Below are 22,474 nucleotides of genomic sequence, written 5' to 3' on the forward strand. Positions count from 1 at the left end.
TTACTCCCCTTGCCCGGATGCGAAAGCCTCGTTGCCGCCCAGCGCCAGCCAGAGCTGCATCGTGGCGTTCAGGTAGCGATATTGCAGTGCCGACAGTGAATTCTCGCTGGCTAACACCGCCTCTTGCGCGTCCAGCAACGTTTGCAGCGCGACGGAACCGGCCTGATATTGATGGCGGGCCAATGCCACGGCTTGTCGCCCCATCGCCAGATGCCGCTGCTGATTGCCGATTTGCCGCTGCGCTTCCAGACGTTCCCGCATGGCGCTGTCTACCTCTGCCAGCGCGCGGTAAACCGCATCGCGAAATTGAATCTCCGCGCGCTGCACCTGCAACGTCGCTTTGTCGCTGGACAAGCGCATCTTGCGCCACTCGATGAACGGCAGCGTCAACGTCGCGCCCAGCGAGCGCGAAGGTTCACTGAACCATTGGCGGAAAAGCCCGCTGCCGGCATCCAGTGCGGCATCCAGACTCAGCGCCGGATAAAAACGCAATGTAGCGGCCTCCGCACCGGCCAGCGCCGCCCGCAGGCGCCGCTCCGCCGCCTGCACATCCGGCCGTCGCGCCATCACCGCCGCCGGCAGACGTGGCGCAATGGGCACCTCGTTGATCGGTAGCGCTCGCCTTTCGCTGTATCGCAGCAAGGGTGAACGGCCGAACAACAGCGCCAGCGAGTTGCGAGCGTCTTCCCGCTGCCGTACCAGTTCATCCCGTTGATTCTCACGCGCCAATAGGTTTTGCTCCGCCTGCAACAACTCGAATCGGCCGACGTCGCCGGCGGTGTGACGTGCCGCCACCAGCCGTACAGTCTCACGCGCGAACGCCACCGCCTGTTGCTGATGGGTGACTTGCTGATTCAAATCGGCGATCTGCCAATACCCGCGAGCGGTAGCGCCGATCAAAGTCAACGCGGTATTGCGCCGATCCAACTCCGAAGCGACGGCCAGCCACTGAGCCTGCTCGCGAATGCGCGCCAGCTTGCCCCATAAATCCAGTTCATAACTCAGTGACAGCCCTGCGCGGTAACTTTCTTGCGGCCGCGCCGCGCCGCGCAATGCCTTGGTATTGCGGCCACTCAGGCTGGCGGCCAGGTCGGGGGTCGCATTGCCGGCTACCAACCCGGCCTCCAACATCGCCTCACGCCACTGCAATCCAGCCAGCGCCAGATCCTGATTCGCGATGAGCACGCCATCGATCAGCGAGGAAAGCTGCGGATCATTGAAGTTTTCCCACCAGGCGACGCCTGCCCGCAATGAACCGGAACGTTCATCGACCACGCGCCACTGCTGCGGCAACGACGGTGGCGCCGTGGCGTCGATCGGCCGCCCTCCGCAAGCGCTCAAAGACAGCATGACCAGTCCATAAATCAAAAGTCGGTTCATTCTCGCGCCAACGCCTCCACCGGCTGCAGGCGCGCGGCGGCACGGGCTGGAAAGAAGCCGAACCCGACGCCGATCAACGCCGAGAACCCGCAGGCCAGCAGCAATGGCGGCCAGGTAAAGATCATCGTCACCTGCGGCGCCAAGCTGCTCAGAATCCCTTTAACCAGCGCGGCGCAGGCGATCCCCAACACGCCCCCCAGGCTGCAGATCACCACCGCCTCAATCAAAAATTGCCGCATAATGTCTTTCTCAGCGGCGCCCACCGCCAATCGAATACCGATCTCATGGGTTCGTTCCGTCACCGAAACCAACATGATGTTCATCACCCCCACCCCGCCGACCAGCAGCGAGATGGCGGCAATCGCGGTAATCAGCAATCGCATGGAGTCGGAGGCACGCTGAATGGATTGCGTCAGCTGATCGTCGGTCAGCGTGAAAAAATCCCGCCGGCCATGTTCTACGGTCAAACGCCGGGTCACATCCCGCCTTGCCGCTTCCAACGTCAATTTTTCATTCACTCGCATCACAATCGATTCCAGCGGCATATCGCCGGCGATGCGGCCAGTCAGGGAGGTATGGGGCAGCCAGGCAAGCGGTTGAGAACCGGCGTATTGGGCGCCGCGGCGCTGCGCGACGCCGATCACCCGATAAGGCACACCCGCGATCAGCAAAACCGCGCCCACCGGATCTTGCCGGGAAGAAAACAGAGCCTGTTGCAGCAAGGGATCGATCACCGCCACCGGTGCGCGGTCACTCAGATCCTGCGCAGTAAACAGGCCACCGGAAAGCAGCCGAATGCCCTGCGTGCGGAAATACCCTTCGCCGACGCCCATCACGGCGAGCGGCACCTGCTTGCCTTCGCGCACGGCCGACAGTTGAGTGCTGATGACCGGCGAAACGCTGTCGACATAAGGCAAGGCCGCCAGCAGCGCTGCATCCCGCGCACTCAGCGAACGCGCAAAATCGGGACGCGTTTTTTCCCATCCCAATCCGGGACGAATGTCCAACGTGCTGGAGCCGAGCTGGCTGATTTCCCTGAGGATGCTTTGGCGTGTGCCTTCACCGATGGCGATAGCGGAAACGACCGCCGCAATGCCGATGATGATGCCGAGCATCGATAATAATGCCCGGACCCGATGCCCTAATAATGCCCGCCAAGCCATGCCGAGCGCCTCTCGCAGCGCCGCCCAAGGGCTCATGCGTTTCAGCGGCGCAGCCAACGCCAGCGGCCTCTCGAACGCAAAACGCTGTCGGGCGGCATCGTGGCGACGATCCGCCACGATCTCGCCGTCGCCGATCTCAATGATCCGCTGCGCCTGCTCGGCGATCCGCCGATCGTGCGTCACGATGACCACGGTGTGTCCGACAGCGTTCAGCTCATGCAAAATGGCCATCAGCGCCTGACCGCTGGCGCTATCCAACGCGCCGGTAGGTTCATCGGCCAAAATGATTTCCGCGCCGTTCATAAGAGCTCGGGCAATACTGACCCGCTGCTGCTGCCCACCGGAAAGCTGCGCCGGACGATGGCCACCGCGCTGCGCCAACCCGAGGCGAGCCAACAAATGCGCGGCCCGCAGGCGGCGCTCGGCGGCCGGCATGGCGGTATACAATGCAGGGATCGCCACGTTCTCACTGGCCGTCAGATAGGGCATCAGATGATAGCGCTGGAAAATAAAGCCGATATGCCGACTGCGGAGCCGCGCCAGGCGATTGCCGTCGGCTTGCCCAATCGCCACCCCGTTGATGTACACATCCCCCTGAGAAGGCTTGTCCAGACAACCGATAATATTCATCAACGTCGATTTTCCGGAGCCGGAGGCGCCGACGATAGCGACCATTTCTCCCCGCTGAATGCTCAGGGAAACGCGTTTGAGGACCGTGATTTTCTGCTCTCCGGCTTGAAACTCGCGCGAAACGTTCTCCAAAACGATAATGGGATCCGTGCTAGCTGACATGCTCACCCTCCGTATCTGGCTGGTGTTCCAGCAGCACTTGCTCACCCACTCTCACGCCTTCCAACACTTCCGCATAGCGGCGATCGCGCTTCCCGATGCGCACGCTGCGCGCGACAACCCGCTGGCCTTCCAACACTCTGATCTGATAGCGCTCGCCATCCAGTGCCTCTCCCAATGCCGCCATCGGCAGCCGCACCACCCCCGTGGCGCGTTCGGTAATGATGAATACCTGCGCCGTCATCGCGGTGCGTAATCGACGTTCGCCGTTGGCGACGGCAAATACGCCGTTGTAATACACCGCCGCCGTTTGCTGGCTTGAATTTCTGCCCAGCGGATCGGCTTCCAGCGCTTCTGCCGGCGCTTGCTGTATCGCACCCATGACCCCTTCATATCGGCGGCGGGGATCGGCGGCGACATAAAACCACAGCGGCTGCCCCGCCCTCACCTGCAAGATGTCATTTTCCGATATGCGGGTATGCACCATCATCGTATCCACGTCTGCCATAACCAAAATGGTCGGTGCGCTTTGCGATGAGACGATGGTTTGCCCTTCCTGAGTGACGATACCCAGCACTTCGCCGTCAATAGGCGCGGTAATACGGGTAAAAGCCAGGTTGGCTCTCGCCGTTTCCTGCGCGACTTCGGCCTGAACGATCTGCGACTCGTTCACTTTCAACTGCGCCAGTTGCGCGTCGTGCTGCGCCTGCGCTTTTTCCAAATCGCTGGTCACGCCGGCACGATCTCGCGCCAACGCCCTTTGCCGCGCCAACTCCAGTTGGTACTGCTTGAGCTGCGCCTGACTCGCCAATTTCTGCGCCTGCGCGCTGCGTAATTCGGCCTGCGACTTGCGCAGTTCGTTAAGTTGCAACGTCGGATCTATCTCGGCCAACAGCTGGCCCTGAGCTACTCTGTCCCCCGGTTTGACATACAGTTTTTTCAGTTGGCCGTTGACCTGCGCGCCAACGTTCACCTGCCGGGCCGGTTTCAAAATGCCGGTAGCCAACACGCTTTTTTCGATGTCGCCGCGATCGACGCGCGCCGTCTGCGGCGGTGATACGTCAGGCGCCCGATTCAACCCTAACAGCCCGCCGGCCAGCCCCCCCAACACGATCGCCACCAGCGCCACACGCCGCCAGCGTTTCTTTCCGGGCACGTCACTCCACCTCAGCACAGTCATTCATCCTGGTGTCGACGGCGGCCAACAACCGGCCCTGCGACAAATGCAGCACCCGATCAAACAACGGCAGCAGCCGCGGGTTATGCGTCACGGTCACCAGGGTTTTACCCTTCTCACGGCAATGCGCTACCAGAGCCGACATCACCGCCGCAGCGGTTTTTTCATCCAGATTCGCCGTCGGTTCATCCAGCACCAACACCGGACAACGGCTGTACATGGCACGCGCCAGCAACAGACGCTGCCGTTGCCCCAGCGACAGCCCGGCATGGCTCTCTCTCACCAGAGCGTTTACGCCTCCGGGCAGTTGCGCCACCGCATCCGCCAGCCCCAAACTGCATAGCGCCTGTTCCACTTGTCTCTGCTGGCCTGGCGCCGACGGGGCGAACAGCGTGACGTTTTGCAACACCGAGGCATTGAACAGAATGTCCTCCTGGCTTTGCAGGAAGAACAGCCGCTGCGCGGCGGCGTTAGCCAGCACGCGGCCATCCAGCGTCAGTTCCCCCCGCTGCGGCGTCAACAGACAGGCGAGCACCTTCAGCAAGGTGCTCTTGCCCGCGCCGGAACCGCCGCAGATGGCGATACACTCGCCCCGTTCCAGCGTCAGCGACAGGTCGCGCAAAACCGGTTGGCCGGCGTCGTACGCAAAGCTCACTCCCCGATACGCCAACTGCACATCAAAATGGTTCACGCTTTCGTCGCCAGACCCGGTACGCAGAGATACGGCAGGAAACAGATCCCGCGCACGCTCATCGATCACGTGCAGTTGGTTTTTCTGCAGGACGGCAAAAAAGATCTTGCTGGTGTAAGAGGTAAAAATTTCGCGCAGAAAGCTGTAGGCGAAGAATGCCCCCAGACTGAGTTCGCCCCCCTTTAGCAGCGGCAGCGCCAGCAGCATGAACACCACCATTTCCAGGCTGCCAATCAGTTGATAAATGCTGCCCTTGACCTGCTCATAGACTTTTTGCCGCTGCAGGCAGTTGAACAGCGAACGTGCATGCTCGGCAAAGCCCTCTTGCCGCTGGCCGGCGAGCCCGGCGGACTTGATGGTCGAAAACCCCTGAATGGTTTCCAGAATAAAATCATTCTGCGCCGCCCCTCTCACCTGCAGCTGCTGGGTGAAGTGGCGATCGCGATAAATAGCCCAAACGCTGATCGCCCCCATCAGCAGTACGCCGGCAATCGGCACCAGCGCCAACATCGGGCTCAAATAGCCCATTACTGCCAGCGCGATAGCACCGATGATCCAGTCGGTGCGCAGGCCGTTATCCAGCTCGATTTTCTGGCCGGCGGCCATCTGCCAGCTGGTGAAACGACTGAAAATCTCGCCGGGCGCGCGCTTGCTGAAGAAATTCAGCGAATTTTCCAGCAGGCGGGAAAACCCGGCGGCGCCGTGCAGCAACACGAAGTTTTTGATAAAACGCTCGGTGATGATGCGCGCCATCAAGGCCAGCGCCGTGGATGCCACAAACGCCAGCAGATAGTAGGCGTAAGGGAACGCGACCTCACCGGCCATGGCGAACACCTGATTGATCGCGCTGGCGACCATCATCGGCATGATGAACAGCGTCAGCGAGATAAGAAACGTCATCGCCGCCAGGCGATAAATGCCGGCGATGCCGGCGGTATCCTTCAGGCTTAAACTGGCGAAAGCACCGCGTCGGCGGCTCCGCACGGCGGGGGCGGTGGACGGTAAATCATCGCGATCGAGCACCAATGCGTAGCCGCTGATTTCCGCCTTCAGGGCGGCGTACGGCAGCAGCTGTTGCCCCAACGCCGGATTCATTACGCACACGTAACCGCCTTGACGATATGCCAGCAGTACATAGTGGCCCGCGCCGTAATGCAGAATCGCCGGTAAAGGCAGCGCCGCCAGATCCCGGTGCTCGAACGCCACCGGATAAGCCGGCAACGCCAACTCCCCTAAAATGGCGCACAGCGTCGCCAGCGAAGTGCCGTGTTGCGAAGCGGGGTAACGCTCACGCAGTTCCGCCAATGGCGCGCGAACGCCCTGCGTTTCCGCCAGCATGGCGATGCAGGCCAGCCCGCATTCATTGATTTCGCTCTGCAAGACCGGCGTAGGGAGGGTGTTTTCCATGCGTAGTGATATCCCTGACTTATTCGTTGATAAAAAATAAAGAGTGCGAATGCCACAGCAGCCAATCATCCGCATGTCGCCGCAGGGTGCGCTCGACGATCGCCGGCACGGCGCGGCCGACCTGTTCTGTGGCAATCGGTTCTTCTATGTGAATGCGAACGCCGCGCTCGTAATAAAGCGAATAGCACACCACTCGAGCCCGCATCGCTCGAGATAACCGAACGATGCCGCTATGCAAATGCGCTGGCCGGTTGAACAAACGGCAAGCCAGTTTGGCCGAGGCGTCCCGGGTGCTGTTCAAGGTGTAATCCGGCGTGATGTCCGGGAAGAGGATGATGTTGCGCCGATGCTCCGTCGCCTCCAGCAGCGCCTGCGACAAGGTGCCGGCAATATGCCGGGGATCGTCGTGAATCGAGCAATAGTCGAGCCGCTGCCGCCATTCCCCCTCAGGCGCTCGCCGCGCTAACGTCTGTGCGTCGCCGGAAACGATCACCGTTGCCCGCCCTGGATAAACGCCCGCGCCGACCAGCGTCGCCAGCACATCGGAAACCGTGTGCATCGGCGCCAACAACACCGGCACCCCGGCGCGATGCAGCGGCTCCACCACCTGATTGAGCTGTGAGGTGCACTGCGCCAAATGCTCCATCAACGCGGCGTTGCGGGCCTGGATCGCCGCCAAATCCAGCCATTGTCGCCGCTGCATCAGCCAGGCGAAGTCCAGCCTGCCGTCGCCCAACAGGCTTTGGCGATTCGCCTCAGCGACCGCTTGCCGGTGGCGAAAACGGCGTTGCTGCAGACCCCACCTCAACCGCCTCTGCATCTTTAGCCACAGGCGATAATCCACGCGCCGCAGCAGAGCGCACGTCAGACTCCGGCTCACCCCGGTGCGGACAGCCGAGAGACGCGCCACGGCGTCCAGGCCGTTACGCCAGGCCAGAAAGCCCCGAACCGCGAGCAGGCGCATCAGGGGGCCAGCGGCTTATCGTGCTGCAACAGCGACAGCAGTTGCTGGCTGAAAGCGGAAAACTCACGGTCTTGCAACGCCAGCCATTTGCGATTGACGATAAAGCTGGGGGTCGCGTTGACCTGGTAATAGCGGCTTACCGCCGTCATATACGCCAACAGTTCCTTGACCCGCTCTGAATCTCTGGTCCGCTGATAGGCGGCCTCGTCGATGCCGTTGGCCACCAACCAGGCGCTGAGCTGCTTTTCATCCGCCAGATTGAGGTTTTCTTTGATAATGGCGCGGTAAGCGGCGGGACGATGCTGCGCCTCGATCCCCATGACCGTCAGGGTGGCGAAGAGGGGCGCAAAGGCCGCCATGCCGGCGTGATCGTCGTCGCTGAGATGCAGGCGCACCAATTTGGCTCCCGCCGGTAAGCGTTTTTCCAGCTCGGCCACGCCGCTTTCGTTAACTTCACAATAGTGGCAGGCGTAAGAGAAGACTTCGACAATGGCGTTATCATCTTGCAATGGGCTTTGCTCTATTTTTTCCGGAGAGATAAAACTCAGGCTTTCCGCCGCCGGCGAGGCCATAACGTAATATTGGAAATAAAGCGCAGTCAAAAAAGAAGAGGCGAAAATAATGACGAGCGTGTAACTAAAAAACAGCAAAGGACGTTTATACATAGCAGACGCATCCTGCGAATAAATAAATACTCACTTGAGCATGAGCGTTATAAATCAGAAAGGGAGATTGACGGTTCAGCGATAAAAAAGGAATTCATCTCCGTTATCAGGCGGTGCGCGCAAGCGCCCCGCCTGTCCATCACTAACCTAACTGCAAGCGTTCAGCTCGCATCAGCTCGGGATTGTCGGCGTGGAAGGGCAGCTCGCCACCGGCGCCGGATGATAGGTTTTTTTCACGCCGCCAAACTTATCGGCACAGGTGGTCACCAGTTGGCAAGTGCGGTTATTGCCACCGCCCACCCAGGCAAATTCCTTGGTACACACAAAAGTACCGCCGACGATGTTTTCCGCTTCAGACAGGTTGATTTTCTTCATTACAATATCCTTATATATATTAAAATATAAACACACTACCCATCACTCTGCCTGCAAGACAGAGTAATTCTTCAATACATTGAAAAACATTTAATTGATAACAATGAGAGCGCTGCGGGAAAAAGAATAGCCCTCTCACACAAGCAGATCAATACAATTATTTACACTGCACCGCAGGCTTAGTGGAATAAGTAACGTTTGATATAAGGATTATTCTAATTTAATTGCTTATAAAAACATGGAAGTTAATTTCACCCCCGGAATAGCCATGATTTATTTGAAGGATAATTCTCAGTTTAAGAGGTAATTAACCAAGAAAATTTCAGATCCGACCAGTTAACCGGTGCTGGAAACAGGCTGAAAAGATTGCTTCCTGCCGCGCCGGACTTACACTGGGCAACAGGACTCTCACTCTTAGGATGCCCATGCTCGCGACTCACGAATACGCCAACGACTTGATTCTGTTTGCCCTGATTGTCGACTGCGGCTCGTTCAGCAAGGCGGCGGAGAGCGCCGGCATTACCAGTTCGGTGGTCAGCAAACGCATCGGGCGGTTGGAAAAATCGCTCGGCGCCCGGCTGATGTACCGCACCACCCGCAGCCTGACGCTGACCGAAAGCGGCCAGGCGCTCTACCAGCAGGCCAAGGAGATCGGCGCCAAAGTGCAGGAAGCGCTGTACGCCGTCAGCGAAAAGAGCGAAGAGCTGACCGGCACCATTCGCATGTCGGTGCCGACCATTTCGGGTGAGCTGCTGCTGAGTGAAAGCGTGGCGGAGTTTTGCGCTCAGCACCCCAGCCTGAAGGTCGAGATGCGGCTGGAAAACCGCTTCGTTGATCTGGTGGAAGAAGGCATCGATCTGGCGATCCGTACCGGCACCATGCCGGACTCCAGCCTGATTGCGCGGCCGATTTTCGATTCCCGCTGGGTGATCGTCTGCTCACCGGGCTATCTGGAGAACCACCCCGAGCCGCGCAATCCCGACGATCTGCTTAACCACAACTGCCTGACCTATACCTATCAAGAGAGCGGCACCGCCAACTGGCTGATGAAGCGGCCAGGGCGCAACGAAATCTACGAGCTGCAGGTTGACGGCAACCTGTCGGCCAACAATGCGCGGGCGATCCGCAAAGCGGTGATCGGCGGCCACGGCATCGCCATGGTGCCGCGCTGCATGGTGTACGAAGATTTGCAGGACGGCAAACTGACGGAGATCCTGGCCGGCCACTGCGGCAAGGTATTGGGCATTTACGCCGTCTACCCTTATACCCGCAATCTGCCGTTAAAAACTCGCCTGCTGATCGAACATATCATCGGTTCCTATCAAAATATCAGCCACTACTTTTAAGTTTCCACTCCTGATTATTTCCACGCGTCGTAAAGTACCGCGTGGATTACCGCATTTTTGGACATGAACTCGTGAACATTAACGCCTAATTAATGTGATCCAGCGCATTCATTACACAACATAAAAACCCATCCAATTGATTTTAAATCAATTTAATTCAGCCTCAACAGCCGGCATTTTTCCCGCCGCCGGCGCCATTCGCCGATGTTAAAAAATTATCGCGTGGCATCATCGCCAACGTTGTGATTAGAATGAAAATGTTGCGGCAATTAACCTTTCAGTTACATATCTCTGCCCATAAAAATAATAACCCTGAGGATCTTATGCCCCTGCTTTTCAGTATTGCGCCCATCGTCCTGCTGATATGGATGATGACCAAAAGGAATGGCGTGCCCTCTTATCTGGCCCTGCCGCTGACGGCCGCCGTGGTATATGCCCTGCAGCTCTGGTGGTTCGATGCCTCACTGCGGCTGCTGCATGCCAATATCATCACCGCGCTGGTCTCGACGCTGACGCCGATCACCATCATTGCCGGCGCCATTCTGCTCAACAAACTGATGCAGATAAGCGGTGCGGAAAACGTGGTGCGCCGCTGGTTGGAAACCGTTAGCCCCAACCCGGTGGCCCAACTGATGATTATCGGCTGGGCGTTCGCCTTTATGATCGAGGGCGCCAGCGGCTTCGGCACTCCGGCCGCCATCGCCGCGCCGATTCTGGTCAGGCTGGGCTTCAACCCGCTGCGCGTCGCCCTGCTGACGCTGGTGATGAACTCGGTACCGGTCTCCTTCGGCGCCGTGGGCACCCCCACCTGGTTCGGCTTTGCCAACCTCGGCCTGTCGGACGCCAGCCTGCTGGAGATCGGCCGGCAAACCGCGCTGATCCACGTTGTCGCCGGCTTCGTCATTCCTCTGCTGGCGCTGCGCTTTATCGTTTCCTGGCAGGATATTCGCCGCAACCTGCCGTTTATCTTGCTCAGCGTGCTGAGCTGCACCGTCCCCTATCTGCTGCTGGCCCAGGTGAACTATGAGTTCCCGGCGCTGGTCGGCGGCGCTCTCGGCCTGGCGCTGTCGGTGCTGCTGGCGCGCGGCGGCATTGGCCTCGCCCGCGCGGAAAAACCGCAGAGCGCCGCACAGGCGGTGCCGTTCATGCAGGTGGTCAAAGCGATGACGCCGACTCTGCTGCTGATTGCTATCCTGATAGTGACGCGCATTCACCAGTTGGGCCTCAAGGCGCTGCTCAACACCACCACGCTGCTGTGGCAGGAAAACCTCGGCTGGCTCGGGGAGCTGCGCATCAGCCAGGCGCTGATCGTCGAACTGCGGCAGGTGCTGGGCACCTCCGCCGCGGCCGGCTACAAAACGCTGTATGTCCCGGCGCTGATCCCGTTCCTGCTGGTGGTGGTGTTGTGCATTCCGCTGTTCCGTCTGAATGGCGGCCAGGTGCGGCAAATGTTCAGCGAAACCGGCGGGCGCATCACGCGCCCCTTTATCGCCCTGTTCGGCGCGCTGGTCATGGTCAATCTGATGATGCTGGGCGGCGACAACGCGCCGGTGATCCTGATCGGGAAAGCGTTGGCGGCGCTGACCGGCGACAGCTGGCTGCTGTTCTCTTCGTTCCTCGGCGCGCTGGGCTCGTTCTTCTCCGGTTCCAACACCGTTTCGAACCTGACGTTCGGCGGCATTCAGCAATCGATCGCCCAGAGCAGCGGCCTCGACGTCAATCTGACGCTGGCCTTGCAGTCCGTCGGCGGCGCCATGGGCAACATGGTATGCCTGAACAACATTATCGCGGTCTGTTCGATCCTGGGGATCGGCAACGCCGAAGGCAAAATCATCAGAAAGACCGCGCTGCCGATGCTGGCGTACGGTGGGATCGCGGCCGCTATGGCGGCGATCCTCTCGCTCTGACTGACAACCCGTTATTTGCAAGAAGACAAGAAGGTAAACACTATGATCATCTCCGCGTCAACCGACTACCGGGCCGCCGCCCAGGCCAAACTGCCGCCGTTTCTGTTTCACTACATCGACGGCGGGGCCTACGCGGAGCATACGCTGAAGCGCAATACCGCAGATCTGGCCGATATTGCCTTGCGCCAGCGCGTGCTGCGTAATATGTCCGAACTCAGCCTGGAGACCACGCTGTTCGGCGAGCAGCTGGCGATGCCGGTGGCGCTGGGGCCGGTGGGGCTGACCGGCATGTACGCCCGCCGCGGCGAAGTGCAGGCCGCGCGCGCCGCGGCCAAAAAAGGCATTCCGTTCACGCTGTCCACCGTGTCGGTCTGCCCCATCGAAGAGGTGGCCCCGGCGATCGATCGGCCGATGTGGTTCCAGCTCTACGTGCTGAAAGACCGCGGCTTTATGCGCAACGCGCTGGAGCGCGCCAAAGCCGCCGGCGTGAAAACGCTGGTATTCACCGTCGACATGCCGGTGCCCGGCGCCCGTTACCGCGACGCCCACTCGGGGATGAGCGGCCCCAACGCCGCCCTGCGCCGCGTGCTGCAGGCGTTTACCCATCCGCAGTGGGCCTGGGATGTCGGCCTGTTCGGCAAGCCGCACGATCTGGGCAACGTCTCGGCCTACCGCGGCAAACCGACCAGCCTGGAAGACTACATCGGCTGGCTGGGCGCCAACTTCGATCCGTCGATTTCCTGGAAAGATCTGGAGTGGATCCGCGAATTCTGGGACGGCCCGATGATCATCAAAGGCATTCTGGATCCGGAAGACGCCAAAGATGCGGTGCGCTTCGGCGCCGACGGCATCATCGTCTCCAACCACGGCGGCCGCCAGCTGGACGGCGTGCTGTCGACCGCGCGCGCCATGCCGGCGATCGCCGACGCGGTGAAAGGCGACATTACCTTACTGGCCGATTCCGGCATCCGCAGCGGCCTGGACGTGGTGCGCATGATCGCGCTGGGCGCCGACAGCGTGCTGCTGGGGCGCGCCTTCGTCTATGCGCTGGCGGCGGCCGGCGAAGCCGGGGTGGCTAACTTGCTGGATCTGATCGACAAGGAAATGCGCGTCGCCATGACGCTCACCGGCGCGAAAACCATTGCGGAGATCAACGCCGGATCGCTGGTCAGAAACGCTTGACTCACAGCGGCTGCACGCCCTCCGGATAAGCGTTGTAGCTCATCTTGCTGATGAAGGCCCCGGCCGGTGACACCAGAACCCGGCCGGCGGCGTCCAACCCGAGGAAGGTGCCGGTGCAGCGCCCGGAGATAAAGTCGAAGAAGAACACCGAGCACACCGGGATAATCTTTTCCCGGAAGGTGAACAGGAACATCTCGTCCTCAAACTTGTAGTAAGTGGCGTAATCCATGTCGCCGTGCCCGAACTGCTCGCCGCGCAGGTTTTGCCAGGCATAACGCTCGGTGTTGACGTAGAAGTGCTCGTAGTAATGGTTGGGGCTGTAAACGTTCAGCGTGCGATAACCGATCAGCTCGCGGGTCAAATGCGGCGCGATGCCGCCCGGCGTGACGCCGGCAATCAGCCCAACGTGGAAGCTTTGCTTGAGGCGGGATCCCTTTTCCACCGTTTGTTCGGGCAACAGCGTGCTGCGCACCAGCAGCGCCCGGCCGCTGTCGCGGTTGAGCACCAGCGTCAGGCATTCGTTGCCCGGCGACTGCAGCGGAATATTGAAGAAATAGCGCGCGGCGGAGGTTTGCACCTCTTCGTAAGCGTCCTCACCGCTCTCCCCTCCCCAGGCCCACAGCACCCGTTGCCGGTCGGCGCTGAAACGCAGCGTGATGTCCCCGCCGTCTTCAAAGGCGATCTGCAGCGTTTTGCCGCGCCAGTCCTGGGTACCCGGCAACCGGTTGGTATCGATGCCGCGCGCGAAATCGTCGTAATTCTTCCAGTCCGGCTCGGCATTTTGATTCAGTACGGATGATTCTGCTGACATCTTCGCTCTCCTTGATTGAATGGGATAAAACTCGTCTCAAACGTCGGCGACGCCCGCCGGCTTCACCGCTCGGCGGTTCACCACGGCAGGGGCGGTTTCATCGAGAAAACAACTCAGTACCCCGGCGCACACGGCACCGGCGGCCGCCAGCCACATTACGCTGACCAGGCCGTAGCGATCGGCGATCAGCCCAGCGATAAACGGCGCCAGGCAGCCGCCAATCACCTCGCCGATCCCCATCACCAGCCCCAACGCGGTGGCGATGCGCGCCGGCGACACCGTTTCCGACGGGATGGTGGCCATAAACAGCGTGAAACAGCCAAGGCCGGTATAAGACAGGAACACCAGCACGCCCAGCAGCCACGGATTGGCGACGTAGCTCAGGAACAGCGGGCAGCACACCGCCAGCAGCGAAAAGAAAATCAGCGTCGGTTTGCGCCCGAGGCGATCGGAGATCGCCGGTACCGCCACGCCCCAGAAGACCCAGGCGGCGCCGATGGCGCTCATGATGCCGCCCATCGTGCCTTCACCGAAGCCACGGTCGGTCACCAAAAAGTTAGGGGTGAAGGTAATGATGATCATGAACCAGGTGACGAACACGCAGGAGATCAGAATGCACAGCGCCACGTTCTTGATTTTGAACAGCTCGCCGTAAGCGGCCTTGCCCGCCGGCTTACCCGCCGCCGGCGCGGCGCTGAAAGCGGGATCCTTTTTGCCGTTCACATAGCGATAGATCAGCCACGCCAGAATGATGCCCGGCACGGCGGTCAGGTGAAACGCCATGCTCCATCCCCACTTCTGCGCCAGATAGATGATCAGCGGCGGCGCGATGATGCCGCCCAACAGCCCCGGCGCCGCGCCCTGGATCAATCCCATGTTGAAACCGCGGCGCTGCGGCTGCGATCTTTCCACCATCAACGATTGCGCGATCGGCAATACCGGCCCCTCAGCAATCCCCATCAGCGCCCGGAAGATCAATAACATGGCAAACCCGCTGACCAGCCCCGACAGCGCGGAGAACAGCGAAAACACCAGGATCGACAGGATCAGCATCGGTTTACGGATATTAAAGCGATCGGCTATCGCCCCCAACCCGGCGCCGGACAGCGCCCAGGTTAGCGCCAACACCGCCGACAGCGTGCCGAGATGCACGTTGCTGAGCTTGAGGTCGGCGGCAATCATCGGAAACAGAAACGAGATGGTCAGACGATCGACGAACACGCAGCCGAACACGAAAAACAAAATAATCAGCAACCGGTTCTCTTCACTTAATGCTCTGCGTGCCGCTGGCGATGTATTCATAGCGTCATTTGTCCATAAGTTAACTTATGAATGGCGACCCGCCATGGCATAAGTGTGTTAAGCGCTCGGCCAAGAGAGAAATTGGCCCTCCGTCACGACAACAACTCATTAACATGTTAATGACATAAAATTATCGCAAGCCGGCGGTCTGTCAACCGGCGCTCTTCGAGAGACAAATAAAATTCTGAACGGGTACTATTTCAATATCGCATTATCACCTTCAGGTTATTTATCCTTCTGTTCTTGATACATATAAAATAATGTCCGGTACTTTCTTGCGATTAAAAAAAGCCTGTTTGCGCGTTATTTGCGAATAATCCCATCGATGACGCTTCAGGCTTATTAATTTTTCATCGGCATTGAATGATCCCCGCTCGCGCTTCAGAGCCATTTTTATCTATTGAATCATCTCGTTTTATTTTAAGGCCGCAGAAAAAACTAACTCTTACGAGGGAAAGGCCAACGGCGGGGTTATATAACCCCGTCTGGACAATAACAAAAGCGCAGAGCGTGACGTAAATCACGACAAATATGCCGTATCCTGCAAAGCAATTATGCTCGCAACAGCAATTATCTATTGCGATTAGGGCTGTTTATCTCAATTAAGCGCCATGCAACACTTCGTGCCATCGTTCGACACCGCGCCGCAAGGCCTGAGACGGAGTGACACATGAGCATCGAAAAATTAACCCGGGAGCCGCTTTCCATCGGCATCGAGTTGCCGCTGGACAACGATTGGTCCACCAGCGGGCAGCTGAAACGCCAGCAGGACGGGCGGCCGTTCGGCGTGCCGGACATGAGCGAACACGCTGCGCGCATCAAGCTGGCCGATGAGCTCGGCTTTCGCGCCGCCTGGGTTCGCGACGTGCCGCTGTATGATCCGGACTTCGGCGACGCCGCGCAGGTGTTTGAGACCTTTACCTACCTCGGCTACCTGTCCAGCCTGACGCGCAATATTCTGCTCGGTACCGCGGCCGTGGTGCTGCCGCTGCGGCAGCCGTGGCTGGTGCGCAAAGCGGCTTCCACGCTGCAAACGCTGAGCGGCGATCGTCTGTTGCTCGGCGTCGCCAGCGGCGATCGCCCCGTGGAGTATCCGCTGTTCGGCGCCGATTACGCCGCGCGCGGTGAAAGCTTCCGCGCCAGCGTCGGCATTCTCAAAGGGGAAGCCGACAGTGCACTGCAACCGGGACTGCGCCTGCTGCCGGCCACGCCGCCGCCGCCGCTGCTGGTCGCCGGGCTGGCGCAACAAACGCCCGAGTGGGTGGGGAAAAATATGGATGGCTGGCTGTCGTATCCCGGCACGCCTGCGGACCATGTTTCGCGGGTCAAACTCTGGCGCAACGTAGCCGGTGACAAGCCCTACGTCAGCTTTATTCATCTCGACCTCACCGATAACGCCGACGCGCCGATTCAGCGCCATCGCTTCGGCATCAAGAGCGGCCGCAATGGATTGATTCAGGAACTGAGCGCCATGCGTGACGCCGGGGTCAATCACATCGGCCTGCATTTCCGCCGCAACCAGCGGCCGCTGGAAGAGACGATGCAGGAGATCGGCCAACTGGTGTTACCGGAATTCCATCGCGCCTGACGCCCGCTTTAGCCCGCTATTCCGACCTGAGCTGGTCTTTGCCCCGTTACCGGGGCTTTTTTATTTCCGCCGCTGCTGGTTCATAACAACTCGGTCTAATCCCTGCCGTCAAACGGCGGCATGATGACAAGGAAACGAGCCACCATGAGGAATGAGCAATGACGGCAAAACTGACAGAAGCAGGCTTTTGGCGCAAAACCGCCGACTCTTCATCGCTGCGCGAGCCGCGCGTGCTGATCCGGGTCTACGTCAACGAAGGCGAGATTGACCGCGCCATCGCGTTTTACGAGCAGCTGCACGGCGTGGAAGCGGATATGCGTTTCGACTTCCCCGAGCATCGGCTGGTGCTGGCGGCGGTGGGGCCATTTCTGATCCTGGAAGGCTCGGAAGAAAACCTGCGTCCTTTTCGCAGCACCGTCGGCACGTTGCTGGTCGATGACATTTATCCCTACCACCAGCGGCTACAGGCCGCCGGCGCCGATATCTTCTTTGGCCCGGTGGAAGTGCCCACCGGCGCCTGTTTCAATGCGCGCCTGCCGGATGGCACGATTATCGAATACGTGCATCATCGGCCGCGCGCGGACGAATAAGCCGCCTCAGGGGAGCGCCGGCTTCATGGCGTAGCCGCGCAGATCCTTGCGCAGGCTGAGCATGTACAGCACGATCACCGCCGAGAAAGGCAAGCCGCACAGCACCACGGCAGTCTGCATCGCGCTGAAACTGCCGGCGTACAGCAGCCCGGCGCACACCAGCGTGGTGACCGCCGCCCAGAACACCCGGAGCCAGGCCGGCGCGTCATCGTGGGCGGAACCGCCCTGGCAGGACAGATTCGCTATCATCAGCGTGCCGGAATCGACCGGCGTCAGGAACAGCACGAAGCTTATCACCACCACAAAACCGGCGGTCAGCTGGGTATAGGGCAGGTATTCGAACAGCTTGAACACCGCCATCGGCGGATCGCTTTGCGCCACCTGCCCCAGAATCGCTTGCCCGCCCTCCAGCACCAGACTGATGGCGGTATTGCCGAAGATCGACAGCCAAGCCAGCGTGAACCCCAGCGGGATCAGCAACACGCCGAAGATCAGTTCGCGGATGGTACGGCCTTTGGAAATACGCGCGATAAACAGCCCGACAAACGGCGCCCACGCCACCCACCAGGCCCAATAGAACAGTGTCCAGGCGCCCTGCCACTGGCGCGCCTTGCCGTACAGATACATATCGAAGCTGCGACTGACGAGCGAGGTCAGATAATCCCCAATGTTCTGCAACATGCCGTTGAGCAGGTTCAGCGTCGGGCCGGCCAGAAACACGAACAGCAACAGCAGGCACAGGAAGCCGACGTTGATGTTCGACAGCATGGCAATGCCCTTCTCGACGCCGGTGACCGCCGCCAGCGTGGCCACCACCATCATCACCACGATCAGCGCCAGCAGCACGCCGGTGCTTTGCGGGATATCGAACAGGTAGAACAGCCCCGAGTTCACCAACAGCGCGCCGATCCCCAGGTTGGTCACCATCGAGATAACCGTCACCAGAATGCCGAAGCTGTCCACCAGATGGCCGACGCCGCCGTGGATGCGCTCGCCGAAGATCGGGTACAGCGCCGAACGCAGCGCCAGCGGCAAACCGCGACAATAGGCGAAATAGGCAAGCGCGGTGGCGATCAACGCATACAGCGCCCAACCGTGCAGCCCCCAGTGTAAAAAGGTCAGCGCCATCGCCTGCCGCGCCGCCTGTACGCTGCCGCCGTCGCCTTCCGGTGGCGACAGGAAGTGATCCAACGGCTCATAGGCGCCGTAATACACCAGCGCAATGCCGATGCCCGACGAGAACAGCATCGCCACCCAGGAGGGATAGCTGAACTGCGGCGGCTCGTCATCCTGGCTGAGGCGAATATGGCCAAAGCGCGACAGCGCCAGCCAGAACACGAACACCATGCAGGCGACCATCAACAGCATGTAATACCAGCCGAACACGTCGGCCACCCAACTTTGCGCGACATTCAGCCACTGTTTGCTGGCGGCGGGAAACAGCACAATCAGCGCCCCCAGCAGCAAGATCACCGCGGCTGAGCCGAAAAATACCGGGATATTCAATCTGACAGGTTCTTCGTCAAGCGATGGAGGAGTTTTTATTGTCATTGGCAGGCTTCCATGATGCGAAAGACAGACGATTTAAATGCAACCTTTTATTAACATTTTATCGTCATTTATTTGACATTTTCGCAGCATATAGAGTATTGATTGACCGTTCAATCAATCAAATTCAAAGTGTGATTTGCCTATCAGTTGGGGAAAATATGTACCGCAGAGACATTCCTGAGCAGCGCAAGGAGCAGTTGATTAACGCCGCCTTCGAAACCATCAGCGTGGTGGGGTTGGCCGGCGTCACCCTGTCGCAGGTGGCGAAAGAAGCCGGGCTGTCGACCGGCATCGTCAGCCACTATTTTGGCGATAAGGAGGGATTGTTGAGCGCGACCATGCGCAAGATCCTGCGCGATCTGCGCGACGCGGTGGCCGAGTGCCGCGCTCAGGCGGCGAGCGACAGCCAGTCGCAGCTGTGCGCCATCATTCAGGGCAACTTCCACCCCAGTCAAACCAACGCCATTTCCATGCGCGCCTGGCTCGACTTCTGGGCCGCCAGCATGCACCAGCCGGTGCTGCGCCGCCTGCAGCGCGCCAACGATCGGCGGCTCTATTCCAATATATGCAGCCAGTTCCGCCGCGAGCTGCCGCTGCAGCAGGCGCGCGACGCGGCGCGCGGGCTGGCGGCAATGATCGATGGGCTCTGGCTGCGCGGCAGCCTGGCCGGGGATGACACCGATCTGCAGCAGGATTACCGCATCGCCTGCGAGTACGTGATACAACGGCTCAAGGCCGCGCCATCGATGGTGTGAACGGCAGCGTCAGCGCGGTTCCTGCTCTTCGCTGTACTGGGTTTGCCACATGGCGGCGTAGCGGCCGTTCGCCGCCAACAGCGCCTCATGCCCCCCGCGCTCGACGATCTCCCCCGCCTCCAGCACGATGATCTCATCGGCGTCCACCACGGTGGAGAGCCGATGGGCTATCACCAGCGTGGTGTGGTTGCGGCTCACCTCGCGCAAGTGCCCCTGGATTTCGCGCTCGGTCTGGGTATCCAGCGCGCTGGTCGCCTCGTCGAACACCAGGATGGCCGGATTTTTCAGGATGGTGCGCGCGATCGCCACCCGCTGCTTTTCACCGCCCGACAGCTTCAGCCCGCGCTCGCCCACCCGGGTGTCGTAACCGTCGGGCAGACCGACGATAAAATCATGGATATGCGCCAGCCGCGCCGCACGCTCGATTTCTTCATCGCTGGAGCCGGTTTTGCCATAGCCGATGTTGTAGCGCAGCGTATCGTTGAACAGCACCGTATCCTGCGGCACGATGCCGATCGCCTGCCGCAGACTGGCCTGGGTCAGTTGGCGAATGTCCTGGCCGTCGAGGGTAATAGCGCCGCCCTGCACGTCGTAAAAGCGAAACAGCAGGCGCGACAGCGTGGACTTGCCCGCGCCGGAGGCGCCGACCACCGCCACCGTGTGGCCCGCCGGAATGGTAAAACTCACCTGCTTGAGGATCGGCCGGCGCGTGTCGTAACCGAAGCTGACCGCGTCGAACCGCACTTCGCCGCGCTCGAGGCGCAGCGGCTGCGCATCCGGGCTATCGACGACCTCACGCTTTTCCTGCAGCAGATCGAACATGTTCTCCATGTCGATCAGCGCCTGGCGCACCTCCGAGTAGATAAAGCCGAAGAAGTTCAGCGGCTGGTACAGCTGCAGCAGGTAGGCGTTGACCAGCACGAAGTCGCCGACCGTCATCGTCCCCTGCGTAATACCCTGCGCCGCCATGGCCATCATGACGATCAGCCCGATCGAGATAATGGCGGTTTGCCCCAGGTTGATCGCGGTAAAACTGAATTGGTTCTTGATGGCGGCGTATTCATACAGCCGGCGCGACAGATCGAAGCGCTCAGCCTCGAACGCTTCATTGCCGAAGTACTTCACGGTCTCATAGTTCAGCAGGCTGTCGATGGATTTGCTGTTGGCGTCGGCGTTGGCCTTGTTGAGCTCGCGGCGAAAGCGGGTGCGCCAGCTCACCGCCAGCACGGTGAACAGGATGTAGCAGCCGACCGTGGTCAGGATCGCCAACGCGAACCAGCCGTTCAGCATATGCCACATGATCGCCGTGACCAGCGTCAGCTCGAACAGGATCGGCACGATGGAGAACAACAATCGCGACAGCACCGTGGACACCGCCTGGGTGCCGCGCTCGATAGACAGCGACAGCCCGCCGGTCTGGCGCTCCAGATGGAAGCGCAGGCTCAGCGCATGCAGCTGGCGAAACACCCGCACGCCCAACAGGCGCGTGGCGTTCTGGCTGACGTGGATAAACATCACGTTGCGCAGTTCCTCAAACAGCGCGCCGCCCACCCGCGCCACGCCGTAGGCGACGATCAGCCCCAGCGGCACCGCCAGCATTTTCGCCGTCTCGCCGCTCAGCGCATCGACCATCGCTTTGTAGGCCAGCGGCACCAGCGTGGTGCTGACCTTGGCCGCCACCATGAACACGAAGGCCACCACCAAATACCCCCGCAGCCGCGGGTTGTCTTTCGGCCACAGATAGGGCAGCAGGAATTTCAGCAAGCGGGAACGATCCATCATGTAATATTCATCTTCTCGGTCGGGCTCGCGGCGCATGGCCGCGCGGGGGTTATGAGTTTGGCCTGGCCGGCGGCGAACGCCGCAGCCATTCCGTTTTCCTGCGATGGCAACTCAGCATCATCCGTCAGGAGAAGCGGCGGCGACTCGGGCAAAGTTCAGGCATGGAGGAGACAATCACATGACCCACACGTATGCAAAGCGCTTTGCGCAGGTCTTTGACTATATCGACCGCCACCTGGACGAGGCGCTCACCGTCGAAAAACTGAGCGAAGTGGCCCATTTTTCGCGCTTTCATTTTCAACGCCAGTTTAGCGCGTATTGCGGCATCTCGGTGTGGCGTTATATCCAGTGGATGAGGCTTAAACGCGCCTCTTACCGCCTGGCGTATAACCCGCTGGAGCCGGTGATTGACATCGCGCTGGACGCCGGTTTTCAAAACCCGGAGTCCTTCAGCCGCGCCTTCAAACAGGCGTTCAGCCAAACGCCGAGCCAGTTTCGCAAACAGCCGGCCTGGATCGATTGGCAGCAGCGCTTTCCCGAGCCGAAACACAAAAGGAAACAACCCATGAAGGTAGACATTGTCGATTTCCCTGCCACCCCGGTGGCGATGATCGAACATAGCGGCCCGCCCGCGCTGGTCAACGAAACCGCCGCACGCTTTATCGAGTGGCGTAAAACCAGCGGCCTGTCGCCGGTCAGAAGTAGCCGCACTTACGGCATCGCACCGCACGATCCGGCCATCACCGAAGCGCAGGACTTCCACTTCTTCATTTGCGGCGAGATCACGGCGCCGATCCCGGAGGACAACGCCTTTGGCGTGGTGAACGGCACGCTGCCGGCCGGGCGCTGCGCGGTGCTGCGCCATCACGGCTCGCTGGATGGGCTCTCGGAAAGTGCCCACTATCTGTACCGCGAGTGGTTGCCGGCCAGCGGCGAGGAGCTGCGCGATTTTCCGCTCTATTTCCACTACCACAACTTCGTGCACGAGGTGGCGGAATATGAACTGGTGACCGATCTTTACCTGCCGCTGAAATAGCTGACATCTGGCT

At 60.1% G+C, this 22,474-nt stretch carries 18 protein-coding genes; 7 read left to right on the forward strand and 11 right to left on the reverse strand.

Going from position 1 to position 22,474, the window contains the following annotated elements; translation table 11 throughout:
• From EDY99_RS16865 to EDY99_RS16895, 7 genes are all read right to left on the reverse strand, one after another.
• Complete coding sequence (locus EDY99_RS16865; RefSeq protein WP_046688534.1) at positions 1-1,350, reverse strand: efflux transporter outer membrane subunit; 1,350 nt, start codon at positions 1,348-1,350, stop codon at positions 1-3.
• A gap of 26 nt (positions 1,351-1,376) precedes the next feature.
• A complete protein-coding gene (locus EDY99_RS16870) occupies positions 1,377-3,335 on the reverse strand; it encodes an ABC transporter permease (protein WP_123061943.1) in 1,959 nt (652 codons plus the stop codon).
• Positions 3,325-4,419 carry an efflux RND transporter periplasmic adaptor subunit gene (locus EDY99_RS16875; RefSeq protein ID WP_233069878.1) on the reverse strand — a complete coding sequence of 365 codons (1,095 nt, stop codon included), beginning with the start codon at positions 4,417-4,419 and terminating at the stop codon, positions 3,325-3,327. Before EDY99_RS16875 ends, EDY99_RS16870 begins: the two co-directional genes overlap by 11 nt.
• Positions 4,420-4,489: 70 nt before the next feature.
• Positions 4,490-6,607 carry a peptidase domain-containing ABC transporter gene (locus EDY99_RS16880; RefSeq protein ID WP_123061945.1) on the reverse strand — a complete coding sequence of 706 codons (2,118 nt, stop codon included), beginning with the start codon at positions 6,605-6,607 and terminating at the stop codon, positions 4,490-4,492.
• A gap of 19 nt (positions 6,608-6,626) precedes the next feature.
• Entirely contained in the window at positions 6,627-7,571 is a 945-nt protein-coding gene (locus EDY99_RS16885) for an ABC transporter (RefSeq protein ID WP_089195122.1), read from the reverse strand.
• On the reverse strand, positions 7,571-8,080 hold the full coding sequence (locus tag EDY99_RS16890; protein WP_241157682.1) for a DsbA family protein: 510 nt from the start codon (positions 8,078-8,080) through the stop codon (positions 7,571-7,573). The genes EDY99_RS16885 and EDY99_RS16890 overlap by 1 nt, the downstream gene beginning before the upstream one ends.
• 327 nt (positions 8,081-8,407) lie before the next feature.
• Positions 8,408-8,611, reverse strand: coding sequence for a DUF4762 family protein (locus EDY99_RS16895; protein WP_042785296.1), 204 nt, complete (start codon positions 8,609-8,611; stop codon positions 8,408-8,410).
• 425 nt (positions 8,612-9,036) lie between these two features.
• Between EDY99_RS16895 and EDY99_RS16900 the strand changes: the two genes are divergently transcribed.
• The 3 genes from EDY99_RS16900 (at position 9,037) to lldD (ending at position 13,046) form a co-directional block, all read left to right on the forward strand.
• Positions 9,037-9,957, forward strand: coding sequence for a LysR family transcriptional regulator (locus tag EDY99_RS16900; protein ID WP_123061946.1), 921 nt, complete (start codon positions 9,037-9,039; stop codon positions 9,955-9,957).
• Positions 9,958-10,280: 323 nt separating this feature from the next.
• Positions 10,281-11,864, forward strand: coding sequence for an L-lactate permease (locus EDY99_RS16905; protein ID WP_123061947.1), 1,584 nt, complete (start codon positions 10,281-10,283; stop codon positions 11,862-11,864).
• A gap of 42 nt (positions 11,865-11,906) precedes the next feature.
• Positions 11,907-13,046, forward strand: a complete 1,140-nt coding sequence (lldD, locus tag EDY99_RS16910; RefSeq protein WP_033632193.1) for an FMN-dependent L-lactate dehydrogenase LldD — start codon at positions 11,907-11,909, stop codon at positions 13,044-13,046.
• A 1-nt stretch (position 13,047) separates the two neighbouring features.
• Here lldD and EDY99_RS16915 read toward each other — a convergent pair whose 3' ends face one another.
• Positions 13,048-13,857, reverse strand: coding sequence for a MoaF C-terminal domain-containing protein (locus EDY99_RS16915; RefSeq protein WP_042785298.1), 810 nt, complete (start codon positions 13,855-13,857; stop codon positions 13,048-13,050).
• Positions 13,858-13,893: 36 nt separating this feature from the next.
• Positions 13,894-15,159: an MFS transporter gene (locus EDY99_RS16920; RefSeq protein WP_046687745.1), complete on the reverse strand. Its 1,266-nt coding sequence runs from the start codon at positions 15,157-15,159 to the stop codon at positions 13,894-13,896.
• 670 nt (positions 15,160-15,829) lie between these two features.
• Between EDY99_RS16920 and EDY99_RS16925 the strand changes: the two genes are divergently transcribed.
• Together EDY99_RS16925 and EDY99_RS16930 are read left to right on the forward strand one after the other, a co-directional pair.
• The gene (locus tag EDY99_RS16925) at positions 15,830-16,747 is read left to right on the forward strand and encodes a TIGR03571 family LLM class oxidoreductase (protein WP_046687746.1); all 918 of its coding nucleotides are present in this window, start codon (positions 15,830-15,832) and stop codon (positions 16,745-16,747) included.
• 158 nt (positions 16,748-16,905) lie between these two features.
• Positions 16,906-17,337, forward strand: a complete 432-nt coding sequence (locus tag EDY99_RS16930; RefSeq protein ID WP_033644796.1) for a VOC family protein — start codon at positions 16,906-16,908, stop codon at positions 17,335-17,337.
• Positions 17,338-17,343: 6 nt separating this feature from the next.
• Here the strand turns inward: EDY99_RS16930 and EDY99_RS16935 are convergent, their stop codons facing one another.
• On the reverse strand, positions 17,344-18,888 hold the full coding sequence (locus EDY99_RS16935; RefSeq protein ID WP_123061948.1) for a BCCT family transporter: 1,545 nt from the start codon (positions 18,886-18,888) through the stop codon (positions 17,344-17,346).
• A 158-nt stretch (positions 18,889-19,046) separates the two neighbouring features.
• On the opposite strand from EDY99_RS16935, the gene betI reads away from it, so the two are divergent.
• Positions 19,047-19,643, forward strand: a complete 597-nt coding sequence (betI, locus tag EDY99_RS16940; protein ID WP_042785301.1) for a transcriptional regulator BetI — start codon at positions 19,047-19,049, stop codon at positions 19,641-19,643.
• A gap of 9 nt (positions 19,644-19,652) precedes the next feature.
• On the opposite strand, the gene EDY99_RS16945 is transcribed toward betI, so the two are convergent.
• The gene (locus EDY99_RS16945) at positions 19,653-21,422 is read right to left on the reverse strand and encodes an ABC transporter ATP-binding protein/permease (RefSeq protein ID WP_122017020.1); all 1,770 of its coding nucleotides are present in this window, start codon (positions 21,420-21,422) and stop codon (positions 19,653-19,655) included.
• A 181-nt stretch (positions 21,423-21,603) separates the two neighbouring features.
• Between EDY99_RS16945 and EDY99_RS16950 the strand changes: the two genes are divergently transcribed.
• Entirely contained in the window at positions 21,604-22,461 is an 858-nt protein-coding gene (locus tag EDY99_RS16950) for a GyrI-like domain-containing protein (RefSeq protein WP_122017017.1), read from the forward strand.
• The last annotated feature ends 13 nt before the right edge of the window (positions 22,462-22,474 follow it).

The organism is Serratia sp. LS-1 (assembly GCF_003719595.1).
In the GTDB taxonomy this organism is placed as follows: domain Bacteria; phylum Pseudomonadota; class Gammaproteobacteria; order Enterobacterales; family Enterobacteriaceae; genus Serratia; species Serratia ureilytica.

Bases quoted from the DNA above. Each gene is read 5' to 3' on its own strand.
- EDY99_RS16865 (WP_046688534.1), bottom strand. From the start codon at position 1,350: ATGCTGTCTTTGAGCGCTTGCGGAGGGCGGCCGATCGACGCCACGGCG.
- EDY99_RS16870 (WP_123061943.1), bottom strand. From the start codon at position 3,335: ATGTCAGCTAGCACGGATCCCATTATCGTTTTGGAGAACGTTTCGCGC.
- EDY99_RS16915 (WP_042785298.1), bottom strand. From the start codon at position 13,857: ATGTCAGCAGAATCATCCGTACTGAATCAAAATGCCGAGCCGGACTGG.
- EDY99_RS16920 (WP_046687745.1), bottom strand. From the start codon at position 15,159: ATGAATACATCGCCAGCGGCACGCAGAGCATTAAGTGAAGAGAACCGG.
- EDY99_RS16950 (WP_122017017.1), top strand. From the start codon at position 21,604: ATGACCCACACGTATGCAAAGCGCTTTGCGCAGGTCTTTGACTATATC.
- EDY99_RS16905 (WP_123061947.1), top strand. From the start codon at position 10,281: ATGCCCCTGCTTTTCAGTATTGCGCCCATCGTCCTGCTGATATGGATG.
- EDY99_RS16900 (WP_123061946.1), top strand. From the start codon at position 9,037: ATGCTCGCGACTCACGAATACGCCAACGACTTGATTCTGTTTGCCCTG.
- EDY99_RS16895 (WP_042785296.1), bottom strand. From the start codon at position 8,611: ATGAAGAAAATCAACCTGTCTGAAGCGGAAAACATCGTCGGCGGTACT.
- EDY99_RS16945 (WP_122017020.1), bottom strand. From the start codon at position 21,422: ATGGATCGTTCCCGCTTGCTGAAATTCCTGCTGCCCTATCTGTGGCCG.
- EDY99_RS16935 (WP_123061948.1), bottom strand. From the start codon at position 18,888: ATGACAATAAAAACTCCTCCATCGCTTGACGAAGAACCTGTCAGATTG.
- EDY99_RS16880 (WP_123061945.1), bottom strand. From the start codon at position 6,607: ATGGAAAACACCCTCCCTACGCCGGTCTTGCAGAGCGAAATCAATGAA.
- EDY99_RS16925 (WP_046687746.1), top strand. From the start codon at position 15,830: ATGAGCATCGAAAAATTAACCCGGGAGCCGCTTTCCATCGGCATCGAG.
- lldD (WP_033632193.1), top strand. From the start codon at position 11,907: ATGATCATCTCCGCGTCAACCGACTACCGGGCCGCCGCCCAGGCCAAA.
- EDY99_RS16885 (WP_089195122.1), bottom strand. From the start codon at position 7,571: ATGCGCCTGCTCGCGGTTCGGGGCTTTCTGGCCTGGCGTAACGGCCTG.
- betI (WP_042785301.1), top strand. From the start codon at position 19,047: ATGTACCGCAGAGACATTCCTGAGCAGCGCAAGGAGCAGTTGATTAAC.
- EDY99_RS16930 (WP_033644796.1), top strand. From the start codon at position 16,906: ATGACGGCAAAACTGACAGAAGCAGGCTTTTGGCGCAAAACCGCCGAC.